This is a genomic window from Chitinivibrionales bacterium, from assembly GCA_035516255.1.
Classification (GTDB): domain Bacteria; phylum Fibrobacterota; class Chitinivibrionia; order Chitinivibrionales; family FEN-1185; genus FEN-1185.
The window spans coordinates 94,987-121,277 of sequence record DATJAL010000013.1 but is presented as its reverse complement, the minus strand read 5'-3'; the positions used below and the strand labels follow the sequence as shown (position 1 = coordinate 121,277).

Here is a 26,291-nt window from a genome sequence, read left to right as displayed (position 1 = left end):
TATGAATGAAAACAGCGGCGTCGTGCAGGATCATGGCTCACCAACCGCGGTTTATCCCGCTTGTCTGCTTTGCACTGTTCGGACTCGCCGGATATTCCTTCGCTGCGGTGTATTATGTCAACAACGCCGGTTCCCCGCCATGCCAGGACGCGGCGGGACGCGGCACCCTGGCGCAGCCGTTCTGCACCATCAGCTACGCTATTTCCCGCATGTCCTCCGGAGACACCGTGTATGTGCGCGCCGGCACTTACAACGAGGCCCTTTACATATCGGGACCGGCGGGAAAACCCGGCGCGAACACGACCATCAGCGCCTTTCACGGCGACACGGTGCTGCTGCTCGGCAGCGGCGTCAACACCGGCAGGTGCAAGATAATCAACACGAGCCACATCACTTTGCGGGGATTCACGATCACGAATTACAACCAGGGGCTTTTTATCGACTCCTCGAGCACTATATCGATAAACAGGTGCACGATCCACCACGTCGGGCAGGAGGGGCTGCACGTCCATCTGAATTCATCGTTCGTGACCGTGGACAGCTGTACGGTCCATGACACAAGGCAGTGGCAGTACAACGGGGAGGGAATTTATATCGGCACGGGCGACGCCGCGCCCCTCGACAACACGAACAACGTGACCGTGCGAAACACCACCGTCTACAACACCACCGACGAGGGCATTGAGTTTAAGATCGGCACGCATCACATCACCGCGGAAGGGAACAACATCTACAATGTCAACCTCGGCTCCGACTGGTCGCAGAACGGCAACGACGTGGGCGCGATAGAGGTGAACCAGTCGGTCGGCGCCGTGCAGAATTACGCAAGCGACCCGCAGCAGGTGGTGCGGGACAATTTCATCCACGACGTGAAGACCGCGATCCGGGCGGGCACGGGAACCACCGTGTACAACAACGTCATACGGCACGTGAGCGGCTACGGCATCTACGTTGACAACCAGTCGAACGATTCCTACACCCGCGCCCTTTACCACAACACCATCGACGCGGCGCCGGGCGGCGCCGTGTTCCACGTCGCCGGCGCGCTGGACGTGAGGAACAACATCGGGCCCGCAACGGGAAAAAACCTGCCGGCCCAGGCCGGCTATTTTGTCGACACGGCCAGCGCCGATTACCATCTGGTCAAGGGCGCCGCGCCGATTGACGCGGGCGACGACCTGACGGCGGTCGTTCCCACGGACAAGGACGGCGTGAGCAGGACGGCGTACGGGCCGCCGGACCTGGGGGCGTATGAATTTGCAAATTCAAGCATGATAGAAGGCCCGGCGGCTGCCGATCAGGCTCTCCCTGATCTGAAATTCATCATTGTCAACCGGAACGGAATTGAGTTTGTTAATCCGAGAGCCGGGCACGTCGAATTGGAAATCCTTGATGTTTCAGGCAGGCGAATCAACACGCTGCTGAATTCTTGGACTGATGTAGGGAGGAATTCAATTTCATGGAATAGCCAAAGCTGTCATGCCGGCGTGTATTTGTTCAAATTGACTTCCGGAAAATCATCCTTTGTACAAAAAGAAATAATCATAAGGTAAACAATTTGATCCATCTGAGGACAGAGCAATCATGAAAAAACCAAAATCCTTTCCAGCCAATCCATGGGGCATCATGATTTACGTGTTGACTATCGGCTTATTCACCGCTATTCACGCCGTAATCATTTCCGCGCCCACCTGTTCCCAAACCGACGTCCAGTCGGCGATAAACGCGACGAAGGCAGGCGACACCGTGGCTTTGCCTCCGGGCAGCGGAACGTGGGGCGGTGTTGTCTCCATGGACAAGGGGATAACGCTGCTGGGCGCGGGAGCGGGGAAGACCGTCATCAACAACGCGATGGCCGGGTCGTACACGGGCCAGCTGGTCTGCGACACCGGCTCCTTCAGGCGGTTTTCCGGCATCACCTTCAACGGGAACGCGGCCGCGGTCACCGTTTACAATCTGGAAGTGGGCGGCGCCGGCGTGTTCCGCATCGACCACTGCGCCTTCACGGTCCCGTCCGGGGGGACCGCGGTACAGCTCTGGGGAGGAGCGCTCACCGGCGTCATCGACCACAATGCGTTCAATGCCGCGGGCAATGCCGAAATAATCCACAACAGCGCCTACGGGCCGAGCGATGCCTCGGGCTGGAGTTACGACATCGTTCCCGGCAGCGGGGACGCGGTTTACATTGAGGACGACACCTTCACGAACAACGCGACGGGCAACCCCGCGTATTTCTGGGGATGTTCCGCGGTGCAGTCGTATTACGGAGCGCGCACGGTGTTCAGGCACAACAGCGTCGAAATGGCGCAGATCGACCAGCACGGCACGGCCGGCATGATCGGCGCCCGGTGGTGGGAGATCTACGAAAACACCTTCAGCACCACCGTGCCGAACGCGAGCCAGTGCTGCTACATCACGCTCCGCGCCGGGAGCGGCGTGGTGTTCAACAACCATCACACCGGCGCGAACCAGGTGACCGGCACCATCGATTTATACGAGGAAGACAGCGGATACCCGGCGCTCTACCAGATCGGGCGCGGGAAAAACCAGGTTTCCGATCCCGCGTATGTCTGGAACAACGACGCTTCCATGTCCGTGGGAAGCCAGACGCCCGCCATGGTCCAAGTGAACCGCGACTATTATCTGAGCGCAAGGCCGGGCTATGTGCCGTACATCTATCCGCATCCCTTGACGGACGGTACGTCGATAACCGGCAGAATGCCGGGCGCGCCGCAGCGTCAAGACTTCTTTGCGGTTTGGAATCCGTTGACTTCTTCAATAGTGTTGACTTTCAATAATGCATATGGCAATGAGCGCATCATGGTTTCTCTTTTTACCTTTGCCGGGAAAAAAGTGCTGGAAAGGCCGATGAACAAGCAGCGTGAGAATTTTCTGGATGGTTCAGGGCTTTCATCAGGGGTGTATTTTGTTGAGGTGCCGGGCAACGGGGGTAATGCGGTTCAAAAAGTGATGGTTGCGAGGCGGGGCAAATGAGAATTATAATCTCTTTCTGCGTCGTGCTGATATGCGCTTCGGCGAACTGTTTTGCAGACACCACTTACTCCTATATTGGTCATGCGACATTGCCGGTAAAGGTGATAAGGGATACGTTGACTGATTCATCGACAGGCTACAAGTACTTTCTTGATTCCGCACAAATAATTATCACTGCCATTGATAAAAAGGGCAAGGTGGTTTGGCGGACCGATCCATGGAAAGACAACAACATAAGGACCTATCGGGTCAAGAGACCGGTAATCGTCAATTTTCACTTTGACAAAGACTATTCAAATGAGAAAAAAGAAGTTGTCTGGATAGTTTACAACAACACTCAATTCGGGGGTGTTGACAAGAAGACCGGCACATTTACCTGGTATGGACAAGATTAGATGAAATGAATTTGAAAGGAGTGCTCCATGAAAACTAGAAACAGTCTTCTCCTGCTGTCCGCGTTTATTATCCTGTCAACCAGCCTTCCCCTTCGCGCCACCCGGGTCATCGCCAACTGGGATATGGTGCCCTTCCAGGTCTTCGACTCCAGCATCAACGTGGGCGTGGTGGCGTTTCACGAGACCGGCGTCGACGTGGAGTTCAAAGTGAATGGAACCTTGGTCCAGCGGGCCACCGATCCCACCTGCAACAGCGCGGTCAATGTTTACGAGTACTGGGTGACCCTCCATGCGGCCGATTATGCAGACGGACCAATAAGCGTGACCGCCACCGCCTTTCCCGACGGAAGCGGCCATACGGCGCGGACGCTCGACACGCTCAGGCTTTATGCGAATTCCCATGGAACTTTGACAAACAGTAATATCGCCTGGGTCGATTGCGACAACGGCAGCGACGCGACCGGGACCGGCGTCCAAACCGGCCCGTACCAGACCATTGAGAAAGGATACAAACTGGTCGGCGCCGGCGGTACCGTTTACCTGAAGGCAAGCAAGAACTACAAGCTAAGCACCAAGCTGGCGAGCAAAAATTATCGATATTGGACCACCATCATGGCCGCGCCCGGCCTGGCCGCCGGCGACGTGGTGATCGCCGGCTACACCGAAGACGGCACGAGCACGGGCAGGTTCGGCGAGAACATGGTGCACTGGAAGAACGTCTCCGTGTACGGCGACAACGCGCCCGGCTACGGGACCATTTTTTATTTCGAAAGCGGCAATGACATCTGGTTCGACGGCGTGACGCTGTACGACAAGCGCGGCCAGTACAACGGCAGCAACCCGTTCGGCGGCAACTCGCCGTACCGGACGTATCTCACCGACTGCACGGTGCGCGACCTGATGAACGTACAGACCTATCCGTTCTTGCGCAACGCCACCATCAAGCGGATCGGCTCCGACATTTACCGTCCCGCGAACAACCTCACGGCGATCAACATCGACATCGACAGCGTGGGGTTCAAGAGCGACAGCACCGGCGCGCATCCGGACTTTGTCCAGTTTTACAACCCGGGAGACACCGTCGACAACGTCATTGTGTACAACAACAAGGCCGTCAACATGTCGACCCAGGGGCTGTTCGGCGCGGACTGCAGAAATTTCGCTGTTGTCAATTTGTTGTTCGAAAAGGACCCGGACACCTCGTATGCCATTTCCCAGATGAGCGGCGTGTGGGACCATGTGCTTTTGTGGCACACCACGTTCGTGGACGGCGGCATCATCCTCATCGACGACCCGGTGACGGCAAAGTCGAATTACAGCGCGCTGGACAACATCTTCAACACGTTCGGGTGCGACAGCGTAAAGACGCTTCCCAATTCCACAATAGCCTATAACCATTTCGACACGCTGTTCTGGAACCAGCCGGTCCCGATGGGAACGAATTTTACGAAGGGTAATCCGGAGTTTGTTGACACGAGCGACGCCGACGATGATTACCGGATCAAGACAACATCGCCGTGCTACCAGAGCGGAACGCCGATTCCGGGCGTGCCGGCGGACCTGAATGGAAACCTGTGGGACCCGGTGCACCCGGACCGCGGCTGCTACAGCACGTATCAGAGCGGGGTGAAAAGCGGGCCGAAAGGTTCACAAATGTTAAAAGGGCCTTCCATGATGATACGCCGGAATTCGCTTCTTTACGGAGGGCATATCGAACTCCTGGCGAATCTTGACCGGAGCCAGCCCGTAAAGATTCTCATCCATGATTGCCAGGGCAGGCTCGTAAGGACGCTGTACAGCGGATGGATGGGGCAGGGGCAGCATGAAATTATATGGGACGGGAAAAATGCAAACGGGATGCCGGTGAGCGGAAGGATATTCTTTGCGGCAATGATTTTACAAAAAGGAATGGTGAATGCGCCGGTAGCAGTGATTCGATAAAGGGGGAGACAGCCAAAATGATCCCATCCCGGCGAAATGGTTTCCAATCCTTATGGATGGCATTCGTCATCTTATTGATACATTCATGCTCCTTTTCAGAGTCATTATGAGAGAGATTTCTCAAGCCAGTCCCCGGAAAGTGAATTCAAATGGAACGGATTTTACATCGCGGGAGTCTGCTTGGCAGTCTCAGGCATTTTTCCCTTGTTGATATTGAATAACAGTAAAAATAACAGTTCGGGTTTTTTTCGGGCGAGCGACATGGAAAACCCACTGTGGACCACCTTCGGCGTATTGGAGGCGAGCGGTGTAATCTTGATCGGCATCGGATATTTCAGGGCAAGGGCAACGTATTCTTTCGGCGGCGGGAACAGTCAGAAGGTTCTATTGACGTTTGATTTTTAACGTGACTAGCGTAATGCATTAATGGCGCTAATTCTTACCATATTTTTTTTCCGGGCTTTCAGCGACACCCGAGAGAAACGGTTTTTTCCGTACCTCTCCCGACTGCATTTTTTTCATACCATTTCCGCCAGTATTCCAACTTATGGGCAATTGTCATGCCGCTGATCTGCCGGTGAATTTTTGCCGCTTTTACTGGAAATATTTACTTGCTCTGCGTTCTCTGCGTCTCTGCGGTGAATTTATAAATAATCCAAGTAAGTTTTGTTTATATTATCCAGTGATGTTCCCCGGAGGTCCTCATGAACCAAAAATCCTTTTTCCTTTTCGCCGCTTTTTCCATCACCATAATTTTTTCATTCTTAACATCATATGCCGAAATTATCCCCTCCTCCCGCCGCGTCATCTGGCAAAACAACATCGGCATCCCCGGCGGCGTTCCAATGAGAACAACCATTTCCACAACGATCAACGCCTCCACCTACGGCAACGGCGCTAGCGACGCGACCTCCGGCATCCAGGCCGCGCTCAATGCCTGCACCGCGAACCAAGTGGTGCTCCTTTCAGCCGGCAGGTTTCTTATCGACAGCACGATACGAGTCCCGAGCAGCGTCACGCTTCGCGGCGCAGGCCCCTCACAAACGATACTCGACGCGCACGGCACGGGCGGCGGCGCCGTGGTCGCGTTCGGCCAGGACGCCACGCCGTACCGGACGAATTCAGTTGCGATCGTTGCCGGGACAACGCAGGGCTCGACCTCCGTCACGCTCGCAAGCGCGGCCGGCGTCACGGTGGGATCTTATCTGCTGATCACCGAGCTCAACGATTCGACGTTTGTCACCATCAAGGGCGGGGAGGGAAGCTGCACCTGGTGCGACGGCGGCATCGGCTGGAACGGCACGCGCGCGCTGGGACAGATCGTGGAAGTGACGTCTGTCAACGGCACCGCCGTCGGCATCGCGCCGTCGCTGTACATCGCGTACGATCCTGCGCTCTCGCCGCTTGCAACGCCGTTCAGCGCCGGCGCAAAGTACGCCGGGCTCGAAGACGTGCAGGTGTACATGAACAACACCGGCTACACCGAAAACATCCTCATGAACGGATCCGCCTATTGTTGGGTGAAGAACATCGAGAGCAATTACACCGACGGCGACCATTTCCGGGCGTTTTGGGCGTACCGCTGCGAGGTGCGCGACAGCTATTTCCACGACGCGTTCCATCACACGCCGGGCCAGACCGACGCCGACGTGTTCATTGCCGACAAGTCAAGCGGCATTCTCGTCGAAAACAACGTCCTGCGGCGCATGCATGTGTCAATCATGCTCAACTGGGGGGCGGCCGGCAACGTGATCGGCTACAATTATTCGGCCAACGACTTCGACGAGACCGCCTACAACGTGGTCATGGGCGATTTTTCCATGCACGGCTCGCACCCCATGTTCAATTTGTACGAGGGAAACATCGCGACCTCGTTCCATCCCGACGGCATCTGGGGCTCCAACAGCCACAACACACTGTTCAGGTCATTTCTTACGGGCACCACGAAAATATGCAACCCCCTTTCGGGCCGCTCTCCCGAGCGAACCGATTCAACCTGGTGGGCGTGCCAGGCGAACCGCGCCGTGAACGTGGACTTTGCCGGACGGTATTACAACATCGCGGGAAACGTGGTGGGCTCCACCGATTTGCTGCAGATCACGTCGTACAACAACGGAAAGAACAAGATTCCCGCCGCGTCAATGATCATTGCGCCGCAATACCGCTCCTACGACGCCACCACCTACAGCTACTGTTTCGGCTACAGCGAGGCCAACGACGACGGCACCTCGGGCACCTATCCTGAAGACAACAGGCAGCCGTACACAACGGCAATACTTCACGGCAACTACGATTACGCGTCGGATTCGACCAAGTGGGACCCTTCCATCGCCGACCACGTGCTGCCCGCGTCCTATTACCTTCCGGGAAAACCGTCGTGGTGGGGCACAATGCCGTGGCCGCCCATCGGCCCGGACCTGAATCCGATGGTGAACAAGATCCCGGCGCAGGTGCGGTTTGAAAATGGAGCCTCTGTAATCAATGACAGGATGCCTGAAATATCAAAAAGCAGTTTACATCTCGCTTTTATCAATTCCGCGGGGATACAATTTGACTTACTTGCGGCATGTCACGTAACGCTGGAAATTTTCAACGCTTCAGGCAGGCGTGTCGTCACGCTTGTCAACGGGCATATTGCGGCGGGAAGCCACACAGTTTACTGGAAAAAGAAAAATTGCCCGGCGGGAATCTATTTCATCAAGCTTGACGCAGGGGAATTGGCGGAGACGAAGAAGCTGATGATGGTGGAATAAGAGAGAACAACCTCACCCCGGCCTTCGGCCACCCCTCTCCTGTGGGAGAGGGGCTGGGGGTGAGGTTAAAGGTGCAGTTAGAAATAAAGTATTTTCTCCCTATGACCTCATCATCCAACAAGCCCAATCTCAAAAACCTTCCCCTCCCCGCGCTTGCTAAAGCCATCACCGACCTCGGCGAACCCGCGTTCCGCGCAAAACAGGTGTACAAATGGCTGTACCAGAAGCGCGTTTCCAGCTTTGACGAAATGGCAAACGTCTCAAGGGAAACCCGCAAAAAACTGGCCGAGCATTTTACGGTTGAAAAGCTTTTCGTCGCGGCGGTGCTGGAATCGGCGGAGAAAGATGCGGTGAAGTTCGGGTTCAAGGTTGCTGATTCGGAATATCTCATTGAAAGCGTGCTTTTGATTGACGGAGCGCGCCGCACCGCGTGCCTTTCGAGCCAGCTCGGCTGCGGCCTGGGCTGCCTGTTCTGCGAGACCGGCGCAATAGGCCTTATCCGCAACTTGACGCAGGCGGAAATCCTCGGCCAGCTCATCGCTATCAACGATTACCAAGCCGGCCGCAAAGACAAGCCCGTCACCAACATCGTGTTCATGGGCATGGGCGAGGCGCTATCGAATTATGAGAATTTTTTATCGTCGCTCGAGATCATCAACGACGAGAATGCGTTCTGCATTGGCGCGCGGCGCATCACGGTTTCCACCGCGGGCGTGGTGCCGTCTGTACGGCGGCTGATGGAACAGGACATCCCGATAGGACTGGCGATTTCGCTCAACGCATGTAATAACGCTGTACGTGATAAGATAATGCCGGTGAATAAGAAATACCCGATTGAATCGCTTGTAGAGATTGCGGGGGAATATTTTGAGAAAACCGGACGGCCGGTCACGTTTGAGTATGTGTTGATGGAAGGAGAAACTGATGGCGATGAAGCGGTCGCGGCGCTGTCGTCGCTGCTCGGCAAGATTGTCTGCAAAGTAAACGTGATATCGCTGAACCCGAGCAGGTACGGCGAAGCTAAGGGGCCGTCGTTTAAAAAGACCGAGGAATTTGTGCAGAAACTTTTCGACAAGGGATTGAACGCGACGCTGAGGAGGAGCAGGGGGCAGGACATCATGGGGGCGTGCGGGCAATTGGCGGGGAGTATGAAGAAAAGTTGGAAAGAAAATTATTTGATCTGATTATTGAAGGATAGAAATGTCTTTCCCGCGAAACTTGTCCCCGCGAAAGCGGGGAGCGGGAATTCAGTCGACAAAAATTATAGAGTTGCATTATTTTTCTGAAGAGGCTATCTTCCCACCTTCACAACCACCGCACCGTTCGCGCCGGTAAATCTATGTAGGTCTAAATATTTTTCATTCTTCAATACAAGCTTACTCAGCATTTTTCCGGCAAGGTCGTACACGGTTGTAACGGCTTTTGTCCCTTGCAAATAAGAAGGCACGAAGAATTTGCCGGTGATGGCTTTAAAAAACATTGGGCCGTTTTGGATAGAGGATTGCAAACGGCTGGAAACGGGATGGGTGAGAGTGGTGCCGTGGAGATGGAAGGTATCGAGGCCGGAGGTGGTGAGGTCGTGAACCCCCGAATTGTTATACGCCCATAGGAAAACCATTTTTATTTGATGTTGGGCACTATCAATGGTGATGAATTTTAATATTCTTATTTTAGCATAGAAGGGCCTATTGCAGCGTGGATCGGTGGCAGTTTTAAGGATGTAAACGTGCCGAAATCCGACGGAAAAAATGGATTTCCGCCCCCGATCAAGTCGAGGGCGAGCTTTCGCGGGAATGACACATCAACCTATCCTCAACAATCGCCGCCAATCCCCAGCATTATTTCTTCTTTACCGATGCTGCATATTTTTCTGAATACATAAGTACCACACCCACCTGCTTCACCGAAACCGACACGGGAGCATTGGGCACGCCCGATGCGCTCTCGGAGACCCGCGCCCATAGGGTGAAATTGTGCATCGCCGTATCGAGCGGCGTGGCCATGGAACTGTAATAGTCCCGGCCGTTGCCGATTGAAAGGGAGTTCTGCGGGTTGAGGTCCGTGGTGCCGGAATCCGGCTGGTAGAACCAGAGGTAGCTGTAGATTTCGGGCTCAAACGCGCCTTCGTTCGTATACGATGAATCGCGGTGGTCGTTTCCCTCCGCGATTCCGCTGTCGCCGGCCGCGTAGTAGGTGAAGCCGGTGTCGATAAGAACGGTGTCGGTGAAACGCTTGGGCCCGGCCACCGCCGAGGTGTCCCGGGCGTACAGACAGAACATCGTGTCGGTTGAGTCCCTTTCGAAAACGGAAAGGAGCTGCCGCTTCCTGTTGCGCACCTTGAGAATGCCGATCCACCACGGGTCGGGGTTTTTGTTGACAAAAACGTACTTGTCATTGCGGACATGAGCGTTATAGCGAACGGTAACGTTGCGCGTGATGGTGTAGCCGCCGTTGACCGCGAGGTGTAAAACGATCTGCCCGGAGAGTAGTTCCGCGAGTTTTTCCGCCTGCTTGGAAAGCGTGCTGTCGGCCGAAGAAAAATCGACGGTGGTCAGAAACGATCCGGCCAGGGAGGCAAGCTGGGCGGGCGGCACGCTGGCCAGCGACGCGGAATCAAGCCCGAACTGCGCCCGCACCGAATTGGGGATCGTCGCGAGCGCGGCGACGACCACTGGGCCCGCGGCCGCGAAAAAATCCTGCGGGATGGTAAATGAAAGCGCGATTGAATCCGGGGTGAGACGCGCCGCGGGGTCGACAAGCGGCTTGAAATTCACCGCCGTATCGGAACCGAACGCGGTGATCGAGTAGCTCGTCGACAGGCTGCAGGCGAACGAGCTAACCGGCTCGCCGGCAAAATACGCGTGCAGATGGAGCGTGTCGCCGGGAGCGCCCTCGGCAAGCGGCGTGAAAACGAACCCGACGGTCTGGACATACTGGCCGCCGATGTACCCGAGCTGCGTCGGGAACTGGGTGCATGAAAGGAACATCCCGCACGCGGCCGCGGCAACGGAGAGGGTTTTAAAACTTTTATGAAACGTCATGGCGGTCGCGTCTCCTTTAGAACTCCGCGGAAAGGCCGAGGGCCGGTTCCGGGATCGCCCCGACCGGCGTTTTTTGATCGTACCGGTAGTTGTACATGTAAAATTCCGGGCTCTTGTACACAAACCAGCTCAAGTCCTGGAAATCAAGGTACGCGGTGAGGATCCAGTTCTTCATCATGAATTTTTTTTCTACCCTCATGTCAAGCTGGAGGAACGGGTCGAACCTGGACGAATTCCGCGGCCCGTACTGCGGGAGAAAACGGCCGTCGGTTTCGTCGTATGTCACGCCCGTGATCGGCGTGGTCGGATCACCCGTGACGTACCGCAGGCGGCAGCCTATTTCCCAGAACTTGGGAAGCTTGTAACTGCCGATCAGCTGCAGGTTGTGGGTTTCGTCCTTGGAATACAGCGACCAGATGCCGGTATGGGGGTCCCTGCGTTCGCTGCGGGAGAGGGAATAGGCGATCCAGCCGAAAAACCGTTTGCCCTGGTCGTGCCGCAACAGTACCTCGAGCCCGTACATCCGGCCGAGCTGGTCGGCATAGAATCCCTTGGGCGTCCCTCCGGCGGATGCGTCCTGCGGGGTGGCCATGCGCGGAATGTCCCACTGGTTGTTGTAATAGACCTGGACATCCGCATTGTCAAGATCGGTGATTTTCCATTCGTACCCGCCGACGTATTGCACGGCCTTTGTCGCGGGGAGGTGCGGGTCGCCGTATTGTTTTATGATCGTTTCGCCGAGCGGCTGCGGCGTCTCGCTGTAATTTCCCACGGCGGCCTTGAGGGTGTGCGAGGGCGCGAGTTTGTACCGGGCCGTGACCCGCAGGGACGGCTCGCCCGGTGCCCCCTGGTGATTGTCGATGAGGCCGTAGTTCCAGAAGGCGGGCACGATGCCGCCCCGGTAATCGAGTTCGGGAAAATAGTCGTAGCGCAGGCCGGGGATGATTTCAAGCCGATCGAACGGCTTCCAATCGAGGTTGAGGTAGGCGCCTATGTCCCCGAACACCCAGTTGCGTATCGTGTCCCGGAAAACCGTATCCGCCGAGGTCGGCATGATCAATTCGAGGTTCGCCGGATAGACGAGCGCGTCGAGGCCGGCGTTGACCACCGCGTTCTTGGCGACGGTGATGCTCGCCTCGTCGCGGAGATTGTAATACCAGGCGTTTTCGTCTTCCTTGACCATGCCAAAAAACGACGAATACTGGTCGCCGTAGGTCAATGAGAACGTCGCGCTGTTCTTTATGTTCGGCGAGATGTTCCAGTTCCATCCGAGAATGCCCATGTTGAACCACGTCCGCTCGTCGGCTTGGTCGGTCGGGTCGTTGGTGACGGTCGCCCCGCGGCCGCCGAACGAGGGCGCCACCACCTTGAAATAGTCCGACGAGCCGAACAACGTCAGATACAGCTTTTGGTCTTTTGTCGGGGTGTAATCGGTGCGCCAGATATAGTCCCAATAATACGGTTGGATGGAAACCGGCAGGTCGATCTTGGTGACGGCCCAGCTGAGGATGTCGCCGATATAGCTCCGCCGCGCGGTGAGCAGCGTGGAGACGTTGTCTGCGACGGGCCCCTCCACCATGAACGATGCGTCAATGAGGTTCGCATCCACGGTGGCATGGATGCGGTCGGTCTTCGCGGGCCTGCCCTTGATTTCAATGACGCCCGCGGTAACGTCGCCGTACCGCGTGCCGAACCCGCCGGGGTAAAAATCGACTGACTCGAGGGCGTCGGAATTGTAGGTCGACTTGAGGCCGCCGAAGTGAAACAGGACCGGGATTTGCACGCCGTCAAGGTAAAACTTGGAGTCGGCCGTGCTTGCGCCGCGGACCACGATCTGGTTTCCCAGGAGGGAGGTCCGCGCAACGCCGGGAAGCGCCTGCACCACCTTCACCGCGTCGCCGCCCAGTCCCGGCACTTTTTTTACCTCGTTGAGCGTGAGCGTGTAGGTGGCGACCTCCTTCTTTTCGGCCTTGCCGTACACCACGATCTCATATTCGCCGTACGAAAAACGCTGGATGTGGTAGGTGATCTCCTTTGCCTCGCCGTGCTTGATGGTTTCGTTCTCCACGAGCTGCTCGTATCCCGGGCTGATCACCTTGAGCGTGATGGGGCCGCAAGGCAGCGAATAGAACGCGAATCTTCCCAGCGAGTCCGCGATGGTGACCACAGAATTCTCCTCGCAGTGCTGGCTGCCGAACCCGCAGATTTTTTTAAGGTATGCGCCGAACGGGAGCCCGAGCGTGGTGTCGGCAAGGGTGTCTTTGAAGCTCACCACCACGGTCGCGTCGCGCACGGGCGCGCGCGTGCCGCGCTCGAGCAGCCGGCCCTTCAGGTTCACGTACCGGCCGATTTTCTCGGTCACGTCCTGCAGGGAGAACCGGTACACGTATTCCATGATCACCGGCACCGGCCTGCCGCCGGCTTTCGCGGGCGTAAAGTTGAACCGGGACGCGACCGCGGCCGCGCTGGAGTCGAGCCGCGGGTAAAATCCTTTGACAATAGCGACACTGTCGACCTTGCCCAGCGTATCGACCACGAGGTCGAGCACCACCGCGCCCTCAATGCCTTTTTTGACCAGGTCCGGCGGGTAGTCGGCCTTGATGAATTGCAGGAGCCGCGGCATGGAATCGATGGGAGGGAGGCTGTCCTGTGCAACGGTGCCTATCGTGTCTTTCGACGCGGCGGGGGCGTTCGGCGCGGTTTCGCTGATCTGGCCGCTCGCCGGCAGCAGCGTCGCCCAAAGGAGCAGGCATGTTGCGGTTGTCAAGACACGGAGCCGTTCCGGTCGCATGCTCACTCCTGCAAAAGCACGTAGCGTATCGAAAAGGTGATCCATGTCGCGACGGGCTTGCCGTCGCGCATGGCGGGATCGAACTCAAGCTGGAAAAATAACTCACGGGCGCGCTCCCGCGTCCCGTACCCGAGGTCGTTGAGCATCTTGACCTCCTTCACCTTGCCGTCCCCGCCCACGAGCAGCTCGGCGCGGATCACGCCCTCCACCTTGGCCTCGATCATCTCCTTGGTGTATTCGGGCTTCACTTCCTTCCGCACGCGAGGCGCCGAGGTGACGGTCGAGATCGACACGAGCGGCCCGGCGAGGTCTTGCTTTGTGGGAGTCACGGTGTCCACGGCCTTGTCGAGCGTGTTGCCCAGCTTGCCGATCACCGCCTCCGACACCGCGCCGCCCGCCCCGAGGCCGGTTGAGAAAACGCGCCTGAGGCCGTACACGGGCTTGGCAGCCGGGGCGGTCTGCGCGGGGGCCGCCTGCGGTGCGGTGAAATCCTCTTTCTGCTTGAGAAGGGGCGATTTGGTGAGGTCGATCACTTCCTTTTCCTTCGGCTTTACGGGCTTGGGCGGCTCCGGCTTTTTCTGCTCCGGCACCACGAATTGAGTCTCTATTTGCACCATCCGTTTCGTTTCTTCCTTTACCGGAAGCGGCTTAACGGTTTTAAGGTACAGGCCCGCGCCGATGAACAGGGCGAGGGTGACGACAAAAATCACGCCGAAGCCGTTGTTGCGGCCGCTTTGCCGCGGGGCGGAAAGGAGCGCGAGCGTGGTGTCGTTCATTGCGCCGGGCATTATTTATCCTCAGTTGACCTAAAACGATGAAAACAAGCCGGAAGTTGGAGGTTGAACGTTGAAAGTAACGATACAAATAAAACACATTCAACTTTCAACTTCCAACTTTAAACTGTTGGTTTCTCTTCTTCACCTGCGTATATGCGGTTATTCTTCTATGACAAGAACCGAAAAATCGGTGAACCCCGCCTTGCTGCACGTGTACATCACGCGCTTGACAATGTTGAATTCTATGTCGCGGTCGCACTGGATGATGATCCGTTTCTGTTGCGCCGCGGTTTTGTTTTTCTTCCGCACGAGCCAATCGTACACGCTTATCACGAGCAAGTCCGCCGATGCCGCGAACGATTTGTTTTCGGCGAGCTTCCGTCCCTCGGCCACCACGCCGTCGCGCGTCACCTCGAGCATGAGGCTGGGGCTCGGCTGCTTCTTGGACGATGAGAGCGGGAGCTGCAGGTCGGCCGACGGCGTCACGAGGGTGCCCTCGGCGTTGAAGCTCTGGATAAGGAACACGAGCAGGAGCGTGAGGATGTCGATGAGCGACGTCATCTGCGGCTTGATAAGATCGGAAATGGCGCCGAAGCCGGACGACAGTTTTTTCTTCTTCAAGTTCATGTCACTGGCCGCTGCCGGGGTTTTCGGTGGCGCTCGCGAGGCTGACCTTTTCGAACCCGGTCTTCTTGCACGCGTCCATGATGCGCACCACGTACTTGAATTGGATTTTGTCGCGCGGCGCGACGATGACCTCGTCCTTTACCTCGGCCGCTGCCCGCCGCGCGGAAAGTTTTTCCGCGAGCGCGGCATAGGGATAGTCGCCGCCGCTGCGCGGGAGAGAATCGAGCAGGGACTCGCCCAGCGTGATCGCGCAGAACGTCTGCGCCACCACCACCGTGATCTTGAGTTTGGGCTTTTCGCTTGCCGCGCCGACGCCCGCCGCGGCGGTCACGTTGGGCGGCAGCGACATGTCGATCACCGCGAGGTTGGTATAGACCGCCACCGACACGAGGAACGGGATGAGGATGATGAGCACGTTCATGATCGGCTTGACGTCGATGTCGATCTCGCCCTCGATCGCCTCTGAGGGCAAAAAACCTTTTTTTCCGACGGAAAGCGTTTTCACTGTTTGAGCTTTTTCATGAAATTGAGCGTCTTGACAACCGAGTCGTCTATCATTTTTGTCAACTGCGCCTGTTTGTTGTAGAGCCAGGTGTATGCCACCATGCACGGCACGGCCACCATGAGGCCGAACGCGGTGCAGTTCATGGCCTCGGCGATGCCCGCCGCGAGCATGGTCGCCTTCTTCGACGCCTCCACCGCGGCGAGCGACGAGAACGACGCCTGGAGGCCGGAAATCGTGCCGAGAAGGCCGAGCAGCGTCGCGATGTTTGCGAAAAGGGAAAGGTAGTTGAGGCGCTGGATCATGCGCGGCATCTCAATGATCGCCGATTCCTCGATGCCCTCCTCGACCTCGCGCAGGTCCATGCCCGCGCAGAAGCGGTCCACCGCCGTGCGCAGCAGCACGGTGATGGGCGCGCCGCCCTTTTCCACAATTTTCTTCGCTTCGTCACTTTTGCCGGACCGCAGCAGCGCGGCGAGCTTGGCCACGAGCGCGGGACCGCTCACCCTGCAGACGACAAAGTAGAAGTATGCCCGCTCTATTACGACAGCGGTTGAGATGGCGAGCACGATGAGGATCACCCACATGAACGGCCCGCCCGAGTTAAAAAAGGTGGCAACGGCATGAATCATGGTTTAACAACTCCTTGGAGAAAAGAACCTTTGTTGGGACTGGTAAAAAACCTTGGCGTGGGAAACGGAATTTTTGCCCGCGCAAAGCGTCCTGTAAAATAAATTATTTCTTCATGCCCAAATCTGCAACCGCGATTCCGCAAACTGCACCAAGCGTCGGTGAAGCGCACAAGCGCGCGGGGCCCGGCGCGCACGCCGGCGGCGGGCGCGGCACGTGTTTATCGATGCACGCTGGTGTAAAGCGCCAATATGGTGGAAAGGGTAATGGCAATTGCCGAAAGAATGGGAATAAAGACCATGGAAAGGAACTTGTACTGCTGGGAATCGGGGACCACGATCACATCACCTTCTTCAAGCTCGCCGTTTTCCTTCTGCTGCGCAAGACTCTCGTAATAAGTGACCACAAAAACGTTTGACCGGTCGGCCCTCGATGAATACCCGCCCGCCTGGCCGATGTAATAGTCCCTGCCTTTGCCCGCCGCAAAGGCATAGGCGCCCGGGTGGCATACGCTGCCCGACACATACACGCAGTATTCCTTTTGCGGGACCACGATCTCGTCGTTGGCCTCGAGCAGCAGCCCGTTTTTGCAATCGCGCAGCCTGATGATTGAATAATCGCCCGACAGGTTCATGTGAAAATACCCGGCGTTGATTTCGGGACGCACCGAATGCTCCGGCGGCGTCCCCGACGCCGCCGCCTTGGATCCGTTGCCCTGCTTCAACTCTTCGGCGGGAATTTTCTTGTTGCGGATCACAAAGGCCCGGTCGATGTTCCCGGTTTTCGTGGGCCCCCCGGCCAGGTCCAGCACATCGCTGGCCTTTGTCACGTTCATGACAAGAGGATAGGCGCCCGGACGTTTCACCTCGCCCTTCACCGAAACCGCCGTGACCTGCGGGTAGTTTTCTTTTTCCGAAACGATCACCAGATCGCGGTCCCTGAGAAGAAAGGGCTCGGGCCGCGCAAGGGAATAGACGGCGTTTTCCGCCGGGGAACGCTGCACCATGATGCGGCCGGAATCCGCCGAGGCGTCAAACGTGAAAAGCGACAGAAACTCGGCGAGCGGCTCATCTTGCTTAATGGGAACCGGCCCGGCAACGGGGTTCTTGACCGAGCCGAGCAGATACACCCGGCTTTTGGCGTATGACAGCAGAATGTTGTCGCCCGGATACACGTAGGGATTCTGGGTCAGGTCGTTTTTAAAGAGGAATTTGAACACATCGCACAGCCGCAGCGAATCTCTGTTGCGGCATTCCACTTCGCGGTAATCGTATTCGGTGAGCGACGGCAGCTCGCCGTTGTTAGCGGTTTTAATGGCGTCGAGCAACCGGAAGGTCCCGGAGAGCCGGTAGGTGCCGGGCGCGGAAACGGCGCCGGAAACGGTCAGCACCGCGGTTTTCGTTTTAACCAGGGAAACGTACACGTCATATTTTTTACTGAGCTTGGATCCGACGAAATTCGCGATTGTTTTTTTCGCCCGGGAAAGCGTGGTTCGGCCGATCTTGATGATGCCGAGGTCGGGGATGTATACGTCGCAATTTTCGTTGACAGTTCCGGAATACCGCACCGACGGCAGCTCGACCACCGAGATCTGGAACGCGTCGCCGCCGCCGATCTGATAGGTCTCGGGATCAATCGAGTTGTCGGCCTGGAATTCCGGAACGCGGACCTGCTCATCGGGCAAAACGCCGGGGAGCATCTTGGAGGCGGATTTCAGATCGGGAAGATCAACGGCAAAAGCGCAGAAGAAAGCCCACAACAAGGCAAAACCGGCGAGGGGATGGATGCGGCGAAACAAGCTGGCGCAGCGCAGAGATTTTTCTCCCTGTTGAAAATCCATTGACACCGTCGGGTGCGCACGGCGTAAAGCAAAATCAGAATGGTAAAATAGTTTACGGCACGGTTTGCGCATAAAAAATGGAATAACGGCCGCTTTCATGAACTAATTTATCTTATACTTATAGAATAGGCAACCGCAGGCAAGATTTACGGATGATGAAGCAATTTATTGCGAAAATCGTGTCCCACGCCCAGGTCTCGGATTGCTTCTACGAGCTGACGTTTGAATGGGACGGCCGTGCCGGCGTCCCGCTGCCCGGACAGTTTTGCACCATACGGGTATCTCCCTTGTCAACCCCGCTTCTCAGGCGGCCGTTCGCTTTCTCCGCCTACGACCCCGAGACCGGACACGCGACGATTCTCTATAAGATAAGAGGCCCTGCCACCGAACTTCTCGCAGCCAAAGCCGCCGGCGGTGAGCTTGATGTGATAGGGCCGCTCGGCACGGATTTCTTCAGCGCGTCGGACGGCGCGCTCGAATCGCCGTTGTGCGTGGCGGGCGGCACCGGGTTCGGCCCCATGCTGTTCTTGTTCTCCGAATGCAAAAAGAAGGGTGGAAAACCCGCCCTGGGTTTAGGGTGCCGCACCGCAAGCCAGCTTCCGGCGTTGAATGCCACGACCGGCCTTGCGCCTTTCATCACCACCGACGACGGATCGCGCGGAAAAAAAGGCACGCCCCTGGAATATCTTTCGGAATTGCAAAAGGAGAATCCCAACATTGGGGCGCTCTGCGTGTGCGGGCCGGTCCCGCTCATGCAAGGGTGCCACGAATGGTCGCGGAAGCAGGGACTTCCGTGCTATGTGTCGTTCGAACAGACCATGGCGTGCGGCGTGGGCGCCTGCATGGGCTGCGCGGTGAAGACGGCCGGCGGCGGGTATGCGCGCGCCTGCACCGACGGCCCGGTGTTCGAAAGCACGAGGATCGCATGGACCTCAGCGTAACCATCGGCGCAAACAGGCTCGCCAATCCGGTGGGCGTCGCGTCCGGCACCTTCGGGTATGGCGGCGAATACGAGCAGTTGGTTGACTTCTCGGCAATCGGCGCGCTATACACCAAGGCGGTGACACCCGAGCCGCGCCCGGGCAATGACATTCCGCGCATCATCGAGACGCCGTCCGGGATGCTCAATTCCATCGGGCTGGCCAACGTGGGCGTGGACAAATTCATCGCGGAAAAGCTGCAGCAGTGCTTCACGTATCCGTGCGCCATCGTGGTGAACGTGGCAGGCGCGGCCGCGGCCGATTATGCCGCGGTGCTTGACAGGCTGGAGCAGTGCCGGGGAATCTGGGGCTACGAGATCAACGTTTCGTGCCCCAATGTCAAGCACGGCGGCATGGCCTTCGGCACCGACCCCTCCCTGGTGGAAACGCTCACCAAGGATTTGCGGCGCCGCACCAACCGGCCGCTCATCGTGAAGCTCACCCCCAACGTCACGGACATAAAAGCGGTTGCCAGGGCCGCCGAGGCCGGCGGCGCCGACGCGGTGTCGTGCATCAACACCCTGGTGGGCATGGTGATCGATGTCGCGGCAAAAAAGCCGGCGCTGCCGCTCGGGACCGGCGGCCTGTCGGGCCCCGCGATACGTCCCGTGGGCGTCGCCGCGACCTATGCGGTGAGCAGGGCGGTCTCGATCCCCGTCATCGGCATGGGCGGGATAACGAGCGCGAACGACGCCCTGCAATACCTGCTCGCCGGCGCCTCAGCTATACAAATAGGAACCGCGAACTTCGTCGACCCCTCCACAGCATCAACGGTGCTTGCGGGAATAAAAGACTTCTGCGAGAAGGAAAAGATTGCAAGCATCAAGGACCTGCACAAGTACATCCAATAAAAGAGTCACAAAATCAAGATTAATGGTGGACTTGTTGATTTACTTTATGGCCCGGTACCCATGCCATTTTGTCACTCCTTTTTCCCCCACTATTTCCGCTGAGCATAGTACAATTAGAGCATGAGAAGCGTTTTGCTTCATGATAATTCCTTCTGCGGGAAGGGTCTATTTTTTCATGTGCTTGTTCTATCCCTATCCACACTGATGTTTCTTTCCGGCTGCGCGCCGTCGCGCATTGTGTCAAGGGGAGAAGGCGGGTGTCTCGGCCCGTGCGAGGGCATGGCCAGCTACTACGGCAGGGAGTTCAACGGCAGAAAGACCGCGAGCGGCGAGCGCTACGACATGCACGCGATGACCGCCGCGCACCGTACGCTGCCGCTCGGCACCGTGGCGCGGGTGACGAACTTGTCAAACGGGAAAGCGGTGCGGGTTAGGGTCAACGACCGCGGACCGTTCAAGCGCGAGCGGATCATCGATTTGTCCTATGAGGCGGCACGGCAGCTGGGGATGATCGGGCCTGGGTCGGTAAGGGTGAGGATAGAGATAGTAAAATAAAAATAATCCGGTGGGGGAAGTTTCCCCCTCGCTCCGGCCCGGTCGGGCTCCGCGTTTTTCAACTATTTCGTACTCGTAAAGCACGCCCGGCCCTTCGCTATCCCCTCCCGGGTGCGGCCGGGCACCTGCCGGTGCAGGCCCGTGCCTTCCGCTGGCCGCACCCTTGATGCGGTCGATTACCAAGTAATCCCGTAAAAAAGATCAGATGTAAATGTCCAATTTTTTAATATACCGATAGGTACTTGTCAAGTGCTTAATGGAGTGGATGACTTTTCGCGCCAGGGGCGACCGCAGGCCGTCGCTAGAGCGCGGGCCTTCCCCCGCGATATTTCCATGAAATAAAAACAAAACTATCTCTTAATTAGATTATGGTATATTTCCTCCATGCGGATCCTTCCTTTATCCCATTATCTTCCCACGCTCAAAGGCCTGTTTCACAACTTCATCCATCGCGAAGCGGTCTATCCCTTTTACGCCTCGTTCAAGGTCACCTCGCGGTGCCATTTCGCGTGCCCGTTCTGCAATGTCAAGAACGACCGCTTGCCCGACCTTCCCACGGAGAGCGTGAAGAAAATCCTGGACAACCTTTCCCGCTCGCCCGTACTCATGACGAGCTTCGAGGGCGGCGAGCCGCTGCTGCGCGGCGACATCGGCGAGCTCCTGCATTATGCGCGCGAGCGATGCCGCTTTTACCTTTTGTTCACCACGAGCGTCAAGACCATCCTCGACTATCCGCTCGAGGAATACGGCCCCTGCATTGACTTTTTCCACATCTCGATCGATGAGGGCCACGCCAACATGGAATTGTACGGCGCCTTGCCCGAACTGGTGCGGAGGCTTCCAAGCCAGGTGTCGGTGCAGGTGGTAGTGACGCGGCAGACCATCGGCGGCCTCGAGGAAAAAGTGAAGCGCTGCTTTGACGCCGGCGCCGCCATCGTGGTGATCCCGGCAACGCACATGGATGATACCGAGGATTTCTTCCCTGATATTTCGGAGCTGGAGGCCGCCGTTTCCGCGCTGCGGAAGAACTATCCGAACACGATCCACACGCCGCAGGGCTATTTCAGGGCGTTGCGCGAGGGACGTTGCTCGTCGGCGTCCATCATCATCGCGCCGGACGGCAGGGTGTATTATCCCTGCCACATCCGGGCCACCAAGGGGCCCAGCCTTGTTTCGACAGACCTGTCCGAATGGCTGCACACGCGCGAGGCGAAGGTCCTGCGCGGCCATATGAAAACGTGCAAGCGCAACTGCGGCTGGTACCAGTACTATTCGATAGAGTCTTATACGTCAATTGCTTCGGTATTTGATGCCCTGGGGCCAATGCTGTTTCAGAAAAGACAAAAGGCGAACCAATCACTTCGGTCGTAAAAGGATGATTTCATGGGTGCGGGGTTGATACAGGAAGTTTTTCTGTATCTCTTCAATCACGAGGGGTACCGGCAAGCAAAACGCAGGAAAAATTCCCAAAAGGAATATCGGGACTGGCTCGCAAAAGGCAGGCCCGTGCCGCCCCCGCATATTGTCAAGCAGATGGCGATAAAGGAATATGCCGGGAAATACAAAATCGGCGTATTCGTCGAAACCGGCACGTATCTGGGCGAAATGGTCGAGGCGATGGCGGGCACCTTTACCGCCGTTTATTCGATAGAGCTCAACAGGGAATTCCTAGACAAGGCGCGCAGGCGGCTTTCGCGTTTTGCAAATGTCACCCTGCTGCTGGGCGACAGCACGGTCCTGCTTCCCCAGGTTCTGGCACGCGTCACCGCGCCGTGCCTGTTCTGGCTCGACGGCCATTATTCGGGCGGCAACGTGAAGGGGGAGAAGAACACGCCGATCATGGAGGAACTGTCGGCCATCATGGCCCATCGCGTGGACGGCCATGTGGTGCTCATCGACGACGCCCGGGAGTTCACCGGAAGCAACGATTATCCCACCGTTGAAGCGGTTGCTGCAAGAATCGCTTCGCGGCGGCCCGAGTTGCGGGTCTCCGTCCGCGACGACATCATCAGAATTTGCAAACCGGAATAATTACTTTTTCAGAATCTGCAGAAGCGCCCGCAGTTCCCTGGACACTTCCTGCAGCACATGCCCGTTGGATTGCTGCTCCTGCGGCGGGGTGGGGAGCGGGAGCGCGAATTCCTTTGATTCGGCGAGCTTCTTTTTCGCGCCGGGGATCGTGAATTGATCTTCATAAAGCAGGTGCTTAATATAACGGATGACCTCAATGTCCTTGTCGCGGTACGCCCGGTTGCCGGCCCGGTTCTTCTTGGGCCTCAGCTGCGCGAATTCACTCTCCCAGTACCGCAGCACATGCGGCTCGAGCCCGGTTTTTTCACACACCTCGCTGATGGAATAATATGTTTTTTTATTGTCGAGCATTGACGCGAACCCTAAAATGTTTTTATGCCGCCAATTAGAGCGTTCTTGTGAGGTATATCATTAAGATAAAATTATTATACTATATGACAATTTAAAATGCACATAAAAATATAAAAAAGTCGTTTTTGTAAAAAGCTAAGGTTTCCGAGGGCTGGTCGGCGCTGATTTCGGGCAAGAAACATCTGGGGATAAAAAGTTGTCTTTCTTTTATCGTTTGACCGCACCCCCGCCCAATCGGAGAGGGGAGCAAACTCTTCATAAAGAAATAATGGTACTGAAAATTATGTTCGACTGGCGCCACAATGGCATATTGACTAACTGGAACTTCGCCGCCGCGTAGCGGCATAGCGCCGTGGCGGCCCGAGCCGAAGGACGACGACCCTTGTGACCCTTGGAAATCCCTGACGAGGGAGAAGCACCCGAAGGGGTGGACCGGAAGGAGGGCCGACGGGGGAACGCCCAAATTTAATTTTTAAATTGAAAGTAAATATTATTATCCCCACCGCTCCGGCCGGTGCTCCCGCAGCATCAAATTCTTTATCGTCTCTTTTACCGGCGTGCCTTCGAATAGCACCTTGTACACTTCCTCGGAAATCGGCATCACGATGCCGTATTTTTTCGCCAGCTCGTGCACGGAGCGCGCGGTCTCCACACCCTCGGCGACCATGATTGTCCTGGAAAGAGCCTCCTTGAGCGACAGCCCGGACGCGATGAGCTCGCCCATGGTGTGGTTGCGCGACAGTGTGCTGGTGCAGGTGGTGATGAGGTCGCCCATGCCGGCAAGGCCGAAAAACGTCTGCTCCTGCGCGCCCATTTTTATTCCGAGCCTCACGATTTCGGCCATGCCGCGGGTGAGGAGCGCGCCCTTGGTGTTGGCGCCGAGGCCGAGGCCGTCGCAGATGCCGGCCGCCAGCGCGATCACGTTCTTGATGCTCGCGGCAAGCTCAACGCCCTTGACGTCGGTGTTGGTGTAGATCCGGAAGGTGTGCGTGGAAAACTCCTTCTGGATGATTTTCGCGAGATCAAGGTTTGTTGACGCGGCCACGACCGTGGTGGGGATGCCGTGCGAGACCTCGGCGGCGAGCGACGGGCCCGAGAGCACCACGATCCGGTCGGCCGAGAGCCCGGGGATCTCGTCGACGAGCACCTCGCTCATGATCTTGAGCGTGCCGCATTCGATGCCCTTTGACGCGATGATCCAGCCTTTTATTTTGTCAAGCGAAGCCTTGTCCATGGCCGCGACCAGCGTTTTGCAGGTGTTCCGCGTGGTCTGCGACGGCACTACGCACAAAACGTATTCGGCGGACTCAAGCGCCTCGCGGATATCGTTGGTGACCGCGACGCTGGGCGGGATTTTGATGCCCGGCAATTTTTTGGGATGCTCGCGCTGCCGCGCAAGCATGGCCGCGTCATTTTTGTCGAATTCCCACATCCGCACGGCGTGGTTTTTTCCCGCAAGCAGCACCGAGAGCGCGATCGACCAGCTTCCTCCGCCGAGAATTGCGATATTCACTGAACATCATCTCCTTTCAGGGATGGCCGGAATTCCTCTTCCTTATTATAACGCGCGCGCTTGCGGATGGGTACAAAATCCACCACCACCGGGCATCCGTTGAAATCGTAGGTGTTGTACAGCTTGTTGGCGATGAAGCGCTTGTAATTGGGAAGCCCGTTTCGCGGATTGGTTGCAACCAGGTGGAACAGCGGAAAAGGCGCATCCGCTTGTACGCAGGTCTCTATGATCACCTGCCTGTTCGCCGTGGTGGGATGCGGGTGCTCGGAAACCCACGAACGCACGAGGTCGGCAAGTTCCTTTGCGTCAACGCGCAAGCGCATGCGGCTTTGGATTTCCAGAACCCGGTCGAGCACCGCGGTCACGCGCCGGCCCGTGAGCGCCGACGCCGAAACCATGGGCACATGCGTCAGTTCCATGTACTGCGCCCGCACAGCCGCGCTAAGATGGTCAAAGGTGGAATGCGTTTTGGGCACAAGGTCCCACTTGTTCCAGCACAAGAGAAGGCCCTTGCGCGTGTCAACGATCTGCCGCACGATGCGCAGGTCCTGCTCGTGAATTCCCAGGACCGCATCCACCACGAGAACCGCCACGTCGCACCGGCCGATGCTTGCGATGGCGCGCAGGTTGCAGTAGTATTCGAGGTCTTCCTTCACATTGGCTTTTTTCCGCAGGCCCGCCGTGTCGATGAGCACCATCGGGCGGCCCCGATGGGTCATTTCGGAGTCGATCGAGTCTCGCGTGGTGCCCGGATCGGGCCGCACGATCATGCGTTGCCGGCCGAGCAGCTTGTTTACAAGCGAGGATTTTCCCGCGTTCGGCCTTCCCACCACCGCCACCTTGACAAAATCGCGGTCATCGCGCAGCGCCCGGGAAGGCGAGCGTTTTTTGCCCCCGGCCTTGAGCATGGCCGTCACGCGGTCGAGCAAATCGCCCACGCCGTAGCCCTGCAGGGCCGAAACGGCATGGCCTTCGCCGAGGCCCAGTGACACGAACGCGCCGGTGTCGTACTGCGTCTGCCTTGATTCGCATTTGTTAATAACGAGCACCACCCGGTCGCCCGCCTGTTTGCGCAGGCCGCGCGCAACGGCAAGGTCGTCGGCACAAACGCCGCCGCGCACGTCCACCAGAAACAATATCACGTCCGATTCCTCGCAGGCAACGGCAACCTGTTTCGCGATGTCCTGGGCCATGCCGTCCTTCGAGGCGGGGATGAGCCCGCCCGTGTCGACGAGCGAGAAGGCGCAGCCGTTCCAGGCGGTCCCGCGGTAGTTGCGGTCGCGGGTGACGCCGGGCACGTCGTCGACCACTGCGGCCTTGACGCCGATGATCCGGTTAAACAGGCACGATTTGCCGACGTTGGGACGCCCGACGATCGAGACGATGGGAAGGATTGAGTGATCTTGCTTGAGTGATTCCATGGGAAATATGGGATGAAAGTTACGTTATTCTTTTATAATAGTCAATGATATCAAAATACAAATCATTTTGCGGGGGAGGTCTCCCCCTGGCCCCCGGCTTCCACCGCATCCCGAATGTAAAGCAAATATGCGTTGCCGGGATGCAGCGGCGATCCGGGGGCACACCCCCTCCGTGGCGCCGATACTCCCATGGCCGGCGGGCATTCGGGTGGCTGGCGTTGCGGCCGTGGTAATAGAGAGTTTACACGGCGGAAGAAGAGATATTATAAGGGTATAAGTAGAAGTGCCGTTTTCGATTA

Annotated in this window: 23 protein-coding genes; 12 read left to right on the top strand and 11 right to left on the bottom strand. The window is 57.3% G+C overall.

Going from position 1 to position 26,291, the window contains the following annotated elements; all coding sequences use genetic code 11:
• The first annotated feature begins 5 nt into the window (after positions 1-5).
• From VLX68_04375 to rlmN, 7 genes are all read left to right on the top strand, one after another.
• On the top strand, positions 6-1,553 hold the full coding sequence (locus tag VLX68_04375) for a right-handed parallel beta-helix repeat-containing protein (protein ID HUI91467.1): 1,548 nt from the start codon (positions 6-8) through the stop codon (positions 1,551-1,553).
• Between the two features lie 31 nt (positions 1,554-1,584).
• Positions 1,585-2,994: a T9SS type A sorting domain-containing protein gene (locus VLX68_04370; GenBank protein HUI91466.1), complete on the top strand. Its 1,410-nt coding sequence runs from the start codon at positions 1,585-1,587 to the stop codon at positions 2,992-2,994.
• Entirely contained in the window at positions 2,991-3,389 is a 399-nt protein-coding gene (locus VLX68_04365; protein ID HUI91465.1) for a hypothetical protein, read from the top strand. The genes VLX68_04370 and VLX68_04365 overlap by 4 nt, the downstream gene beginning before the upstream one ends.
• Before the next feature lie 27 nt (positions 3,390-3,416).
• On the top strand, positions 3,417-5,330 hold the full coding sequence (locus VLX68_04360; protein HUI91464.1) for a FlgD immunoglobulin-like domain containing protein: 1,914 nt from the start codon (positions 3,417-3,419) through the stop codon (positions 5,328-5,330).
• 261 nt (positions 5,331-5,591) lie between these two features.
• Complete coding sequence (locus tag VLX68_04355; protein ID HUI91463.1) at positions 5,592-5,735, top strand: hypothetical protein; 144 nt, start codon at positions 5,592-5,594, stop codon at positions 5,733-5,735.
• A 299-nt stretch (positions 5,736-6,034) separates the two neighbouring features.
• Positions 6,035-8,083, top strand: a complete 2,049-nt coding sequence (locus VLX68_04350; GenBank protein ID HUI91462.1) for a glycosyl hydrolase family 28-related protein — start codon at positions 6,035-6,037, stop codon at positions 8,081-8,083.
• A gap of 101 nt (positions 8,084-8,184) precedes the next feature.
• The gene (gene rlmN / locus VLX68_04345) at positions 8,185-9,267 is read left to right on the top strand and encodes a 23S rRNA (adenine(2503)-C(2))-methyltransferase RlmN (protein ID HUI91461.1); all 1,083 of its coding nucleotides are present in this window, start codon (positions 8,185-8,187) and stop codon (positions 9,265-9,267) included.
• Positions 9,268-9,374: 107 nt separating this feature from the next.
• Here the strand turns inward: rlmN and VLX68_04340 are convergent, their stop codons facing one another.
• From VLX68_04340 to VLX68_04305, 8 genes are all read right to left on the bottom strand, one after another.
• Positions 9,375-9,701 (bottom strand): hypothetical protein, encoded by a 327-nt coding sequence (locus VLX68_04340; protein ID HUI91460.1) that lies wholly within the window; start codon positions 9,699-9,701, stop codon positions 9,375-9,377.
• A 220-nt stretch (positions 9,702-9,921) separates the two neighbouring features.
• The gene (locus VLX68_04335) at positions 9,922-11,124 is read right to left on the bottom strand and encodes a hypothetical protein (GenBank protein HUI91459.1); all 1,203 of its coding nucleotides are present in this window, start codon (positions 11,122-11,124) and stop codon (positions 9,922-9,924) included.
• A gap of 16 nt (positions 11,125-11,140) precedes the next feature.
• Complete coding sequence (locus tag VLX68_04330) at positions 11,141-13,915, bottom strand: TonB family protein (protein HUI91458.1); 2,775 nt, start codon at positions 13,913-13,915, stop codon at positions 11,141-11,143.
• 2 nt (positions 13,916-13,917) lie between these two features.
• On the bottom strand, positions 13,918-14,703 hold the full coding sequence (locus VLX68_04325) for an energy transducer TonB (GenBank protein HUI91457.1): 786 nt from the start codon (positions 14,701-14,703) through the stop codon (positions 13,918-13,920).
• A gap of 147 nt (positions 14,704-14,850) precedes the next feature.
• On the bottom strand, positions 14,851-15,318 hold the full coding sequence (locus VLX68_04320; protein ID HUI91456.1) for a biopolymer transporter ExbD: 468 nt from the start codon (positions 15,316-15,318) through the stop codon (positions 14,851-14,853).
• A gap of 1 nt (position 15,319) precedes the next feature.
• Entirely contained in the window at positions 15,320-15,823 is a 504-nt protein-coding gene (locus tag VLX68_04315) for a biopolymer transporter ExbD (protein HUI91455.1), read from the bottom strand.
• The gene (locus VLX68_04310) at positions 15,820-16,452 is read right to left on the bottom strand and encodes a MotA/TolQ/ExbB proton channel family protein (GenBank protein ID HUI91454.1); all 633 of its coding nucleotides are present in this window, start codon (positions 16,450-16,452) and stop codon (positions 15,820-15,822) included. Before VLX68_04310 ends, VLX68_04315 begins: the two co-directional genes overlap by 4 nt.
• A gap of 218 nt (positions 16,453-16,670) precedes the next feature.
• A complete protein-coding gene (locus VLX68_04305; GenBank protein ID HUI91453.1) occupies positions 16,671-18,290 on the bottom strand; it encodes an SLBB domain-containing protein in 1,620 nt (539 codons plus the stop codon).
• A gap of 152 nt (positions 18,291-18,442) precedes the next feature.
• On the opposite strand from VLX68_04305, the gene VLX68_04300 reads away from it, so the two are divergent.
• The 5 genes from VLX68_04300 to VLX68_04280 all read left to right on the top strand — a co-directional run bounded on the left by VLX68_04300 (position 18,443) and on the right by VLX68_04280 (position 22,707).
• Complete coding sequence (locus VLX68_04300) at positions 18,443-19,231, top strand: dihydroorotate dehydrogenase electron transfer subunit (protein ID HUI91452.1); 789 nt, start codon at positions 18,443-18,445, stop codon at positions 19,229-19,231.
• On the top strand, positions 19,216-20,121 hold the full coding sequence (locus tag VLX68_04295; protein HUI91451.1) for a dihydroorotate dehydrogenase: 906 nt from the start codon (positions 19,216-19,218) through the stop codon (positions 20,119-20,121). The genes VLX68_04300 and VLX68_04295 overlap by 16 nt, the downstream gene beginning before the upstream one ends.
• Positions 20,122-20,298: 177 nt before the next feature.
• On the top strand, positions 20,299-20,676 hold the full coding sequence (locus VLX68_04290) for a septal ring lytic transglycosylase RlpA family protein (GenBank protein ID HUI91450.1): 378 nt from the start codon (positions 20,299-20,301) through the stop codon (positions 20,674-20,676).
• A gap of 384 nt (positions 20,677-21,060) precedes the next feature.
• Positions 21,061-22,047, top strand: coding sequence for a radical SAM protein (locus VLX68_04285; GenBank protein ID HUI91449.1), 987 nt, complete (start codon positions 21,061-21,063; stop codon positions 22,045-22,047).
• 12 nt (positions 22,048-22,059) lie between these two features.
• A complete protein-coding gene (locus VLX68_04280) occupies positions 22,060-22,707 on the top strand; it encodes a hypothetical protein (protein HUI91448.1) in 648 nt (215 codons plus the stop codon).
• Here VLX68_04280 and VLX68_04275 read toward each other — a convergent pair whose 3' ends face one another.
• From VLX68_04275 to der, 3 genes are all read right to left on the bottom strand, one after another.
• The gene (locus VLX68_04275) at positions 22,708-23,058 is read right to left on the bottom strand and encodes a MerR family transcriptional regulator (GenBank protein ID HUI91447.1); all 351 of its coding nucleotides are present in this window, start codon (positions 23,056-23,058) and stop codon (positions 22,708-22,710) included. It abuts the gene before it with no gap.
• Between the two features lie 493 nt (positions 23,059-23,551).
• Positions 23,552-24,571 carry an NAD(P)H-dependent glycerol-3-phosphate dehydrogenase gene (locus VLX68_04270; GenBank protein ID HUI91446.1) on the bottom strand — a complete coding sequence of 340 codons (1,020 nt, stop codon included), beginning with the start codon at positions 24,569-24,571 and terminating at the stop codon, positions 23,552-23,554.
• The gene (gene der / locus VLX68_04265; protein HUI91445.1) at positions 24,568-25,992 is read right to left on the bottom strand and encodes a ribosome biogenesis GTPase Der; all 1,425 of its coding nucleotides are present in this window, start codon (positions 25,990-25,992) and stop codon (positions 24,568-24,570) included. The genes VLX68_04270 and der overlap by 4 nt, the downstream gene beginning before the upstream one ends.
• Positions 25,993-26,291 lie beyond the last annotated feature (299 nt).

What these genes read in the sequence shown, in the direction of transcription:
- VLX68_04375 (HUI91467.1), top strand. Translation starts at nt 6, where the DNA reads ATGAAAACAGCGGCGTCGTGCAGGATCATGGCTCACCAACCGCGGTTT.
- VLX68_04370 (HUI91466.1), top strand. Translation starts at nt 1,585, where the DNA reads ATGAAAAAACCAAAATCCTTTCCAGCCAATCCATGGGGCATCATGATT.
- VLX68_04365 (HUI91465.1), top strand. Translation starts at nt 2,991, where the DNA reads ATGAGAATTATAATCTCTTTCTGCGTCGTGCTGATATGCGCTTCGGCG.
- VLX68_04360 (HUI91464.1), top strand. Translation starts at nt 3,417, where the DNA reads ATGAAAACTAGAAACAGTCTTCTCCTGCTGTCCGCGTTTATTATCCTG.
- VLX68_04355 (HUI91463.1), top strand. Translation starts at nt 5,592, where the DNA reads ATGGAAAACCCACTGTGGACCACCTTCGGCGTATTGGAGGCGAGCGGT.
- VLX68_04350 (HUI91462.1), top strand. Translation starts at nt 6,035, where the DNA reads ATGAACCAAAAATCCTTTTTCCTTTTCGCCGCTTTTTCCATCACCATA.
- rlmN (HUI91461.1), top strand. Translation starts at nt 8,185, where the DNA reads ATGACCTCATCATCCAACAAGCCCAATCTCAAAAACCTTCCCCTCCCC.
- VLX68_04340 (HUI91460.1), bottom strand. Translation starts at nt 9,701, where the DNA reads ATGGTTTTCCTATGGGCGTATAACAATTCGGGGGTTCACGACCTCACC.
- VLX68_04335 (HUI91459.1), bottom strand. Translation starts at nt 11,124, where the DNA reads ATGACGTTTCATAAAAGTTTTAAAACCCTCTCCGTTGCCGCGGCCGCG.
- VLX68_04330 (HUI91458.1), bottom strand. Translation starts at nt 13,915, where the DNA reads ATGCGACCGGAACGGCTCCGTGTCTTGACAACCGCAACATGCCTGCTC.
- VLX68_04325 (HUI91457.1), bottom strand. Translation starts at nt 14,703, where the DNA reads ATGCCCGGCGCAATGAACGACACCACGCTCGCGCTCCTTTCCGCCCCG.
- VLX68_04320 (HUI91456.1), bottom strand. Translation starts at nt 15,318, where the DNA reads ATGAACTTGAAGAAGAAAAAACTGTCGTCCGGCTTCGGCGCCATTTCC.
- VLX68_04310 (HUI91454.1), bottom strand. Translation starts at nt 16,452, where the DNA reads ATGATTCATGCCGTTGCCACCTTTTTTAACTCGGGCGGGCCGTTCATG.
- VLX68_04305 (HUI91453.1), bottom strand. Translation starts at nt 18,290, where the DNA reads ATGGATTTTCAACAGGGAGAAAAATCTCTGCGCTGCGCCAGCTTGTTT.
- VLX68_04300 (HUI91452.1), top strand. Translation starts at nt 18,443, where the DNA reads ATGATGAAGCAATTTATTGCGAAAATCGTGTCCCACGCCCAGGTCTCG.
- VLX68_04295 (HUI91451.1), top strand. Translation starts at nt 19,216, where the DNA reads ATGGACCTCAGCGTAACCATCGGCGCAAACAGGCTCGCCAATCCGGTG.
- VLX68_04285 (HUI91449.1), top strand. Translation starts at nt 21,061, where the DNA reads ATGCGGATCCTTCCTTTATCCCATTATCTTCCCACGCTCAAAGGCCTG.
- VLX68_04280 (HUI91448.1), top strand. Translation starts at nt 22,060, where the DNA reads ATGGGTGCGGGGTTGATACAGGAAGTTTTTCTGTATCTCTTCAATCAC.
- VLX68_04275 (HUI91447.1), bottom strand. Translation starts at nt 23,058, where the DNA reads ATGCTCGACAATAAAAAAACATATTATTCCATCAGCGAGGTGTGTGAA.
- der (HUI91445.1), bottom strand. Translation starts at nt 25,992, where the DNA reads ATGGAATCACTCAAGCAAGATCACTCAATCCTTCCCATCGTCTCGATC.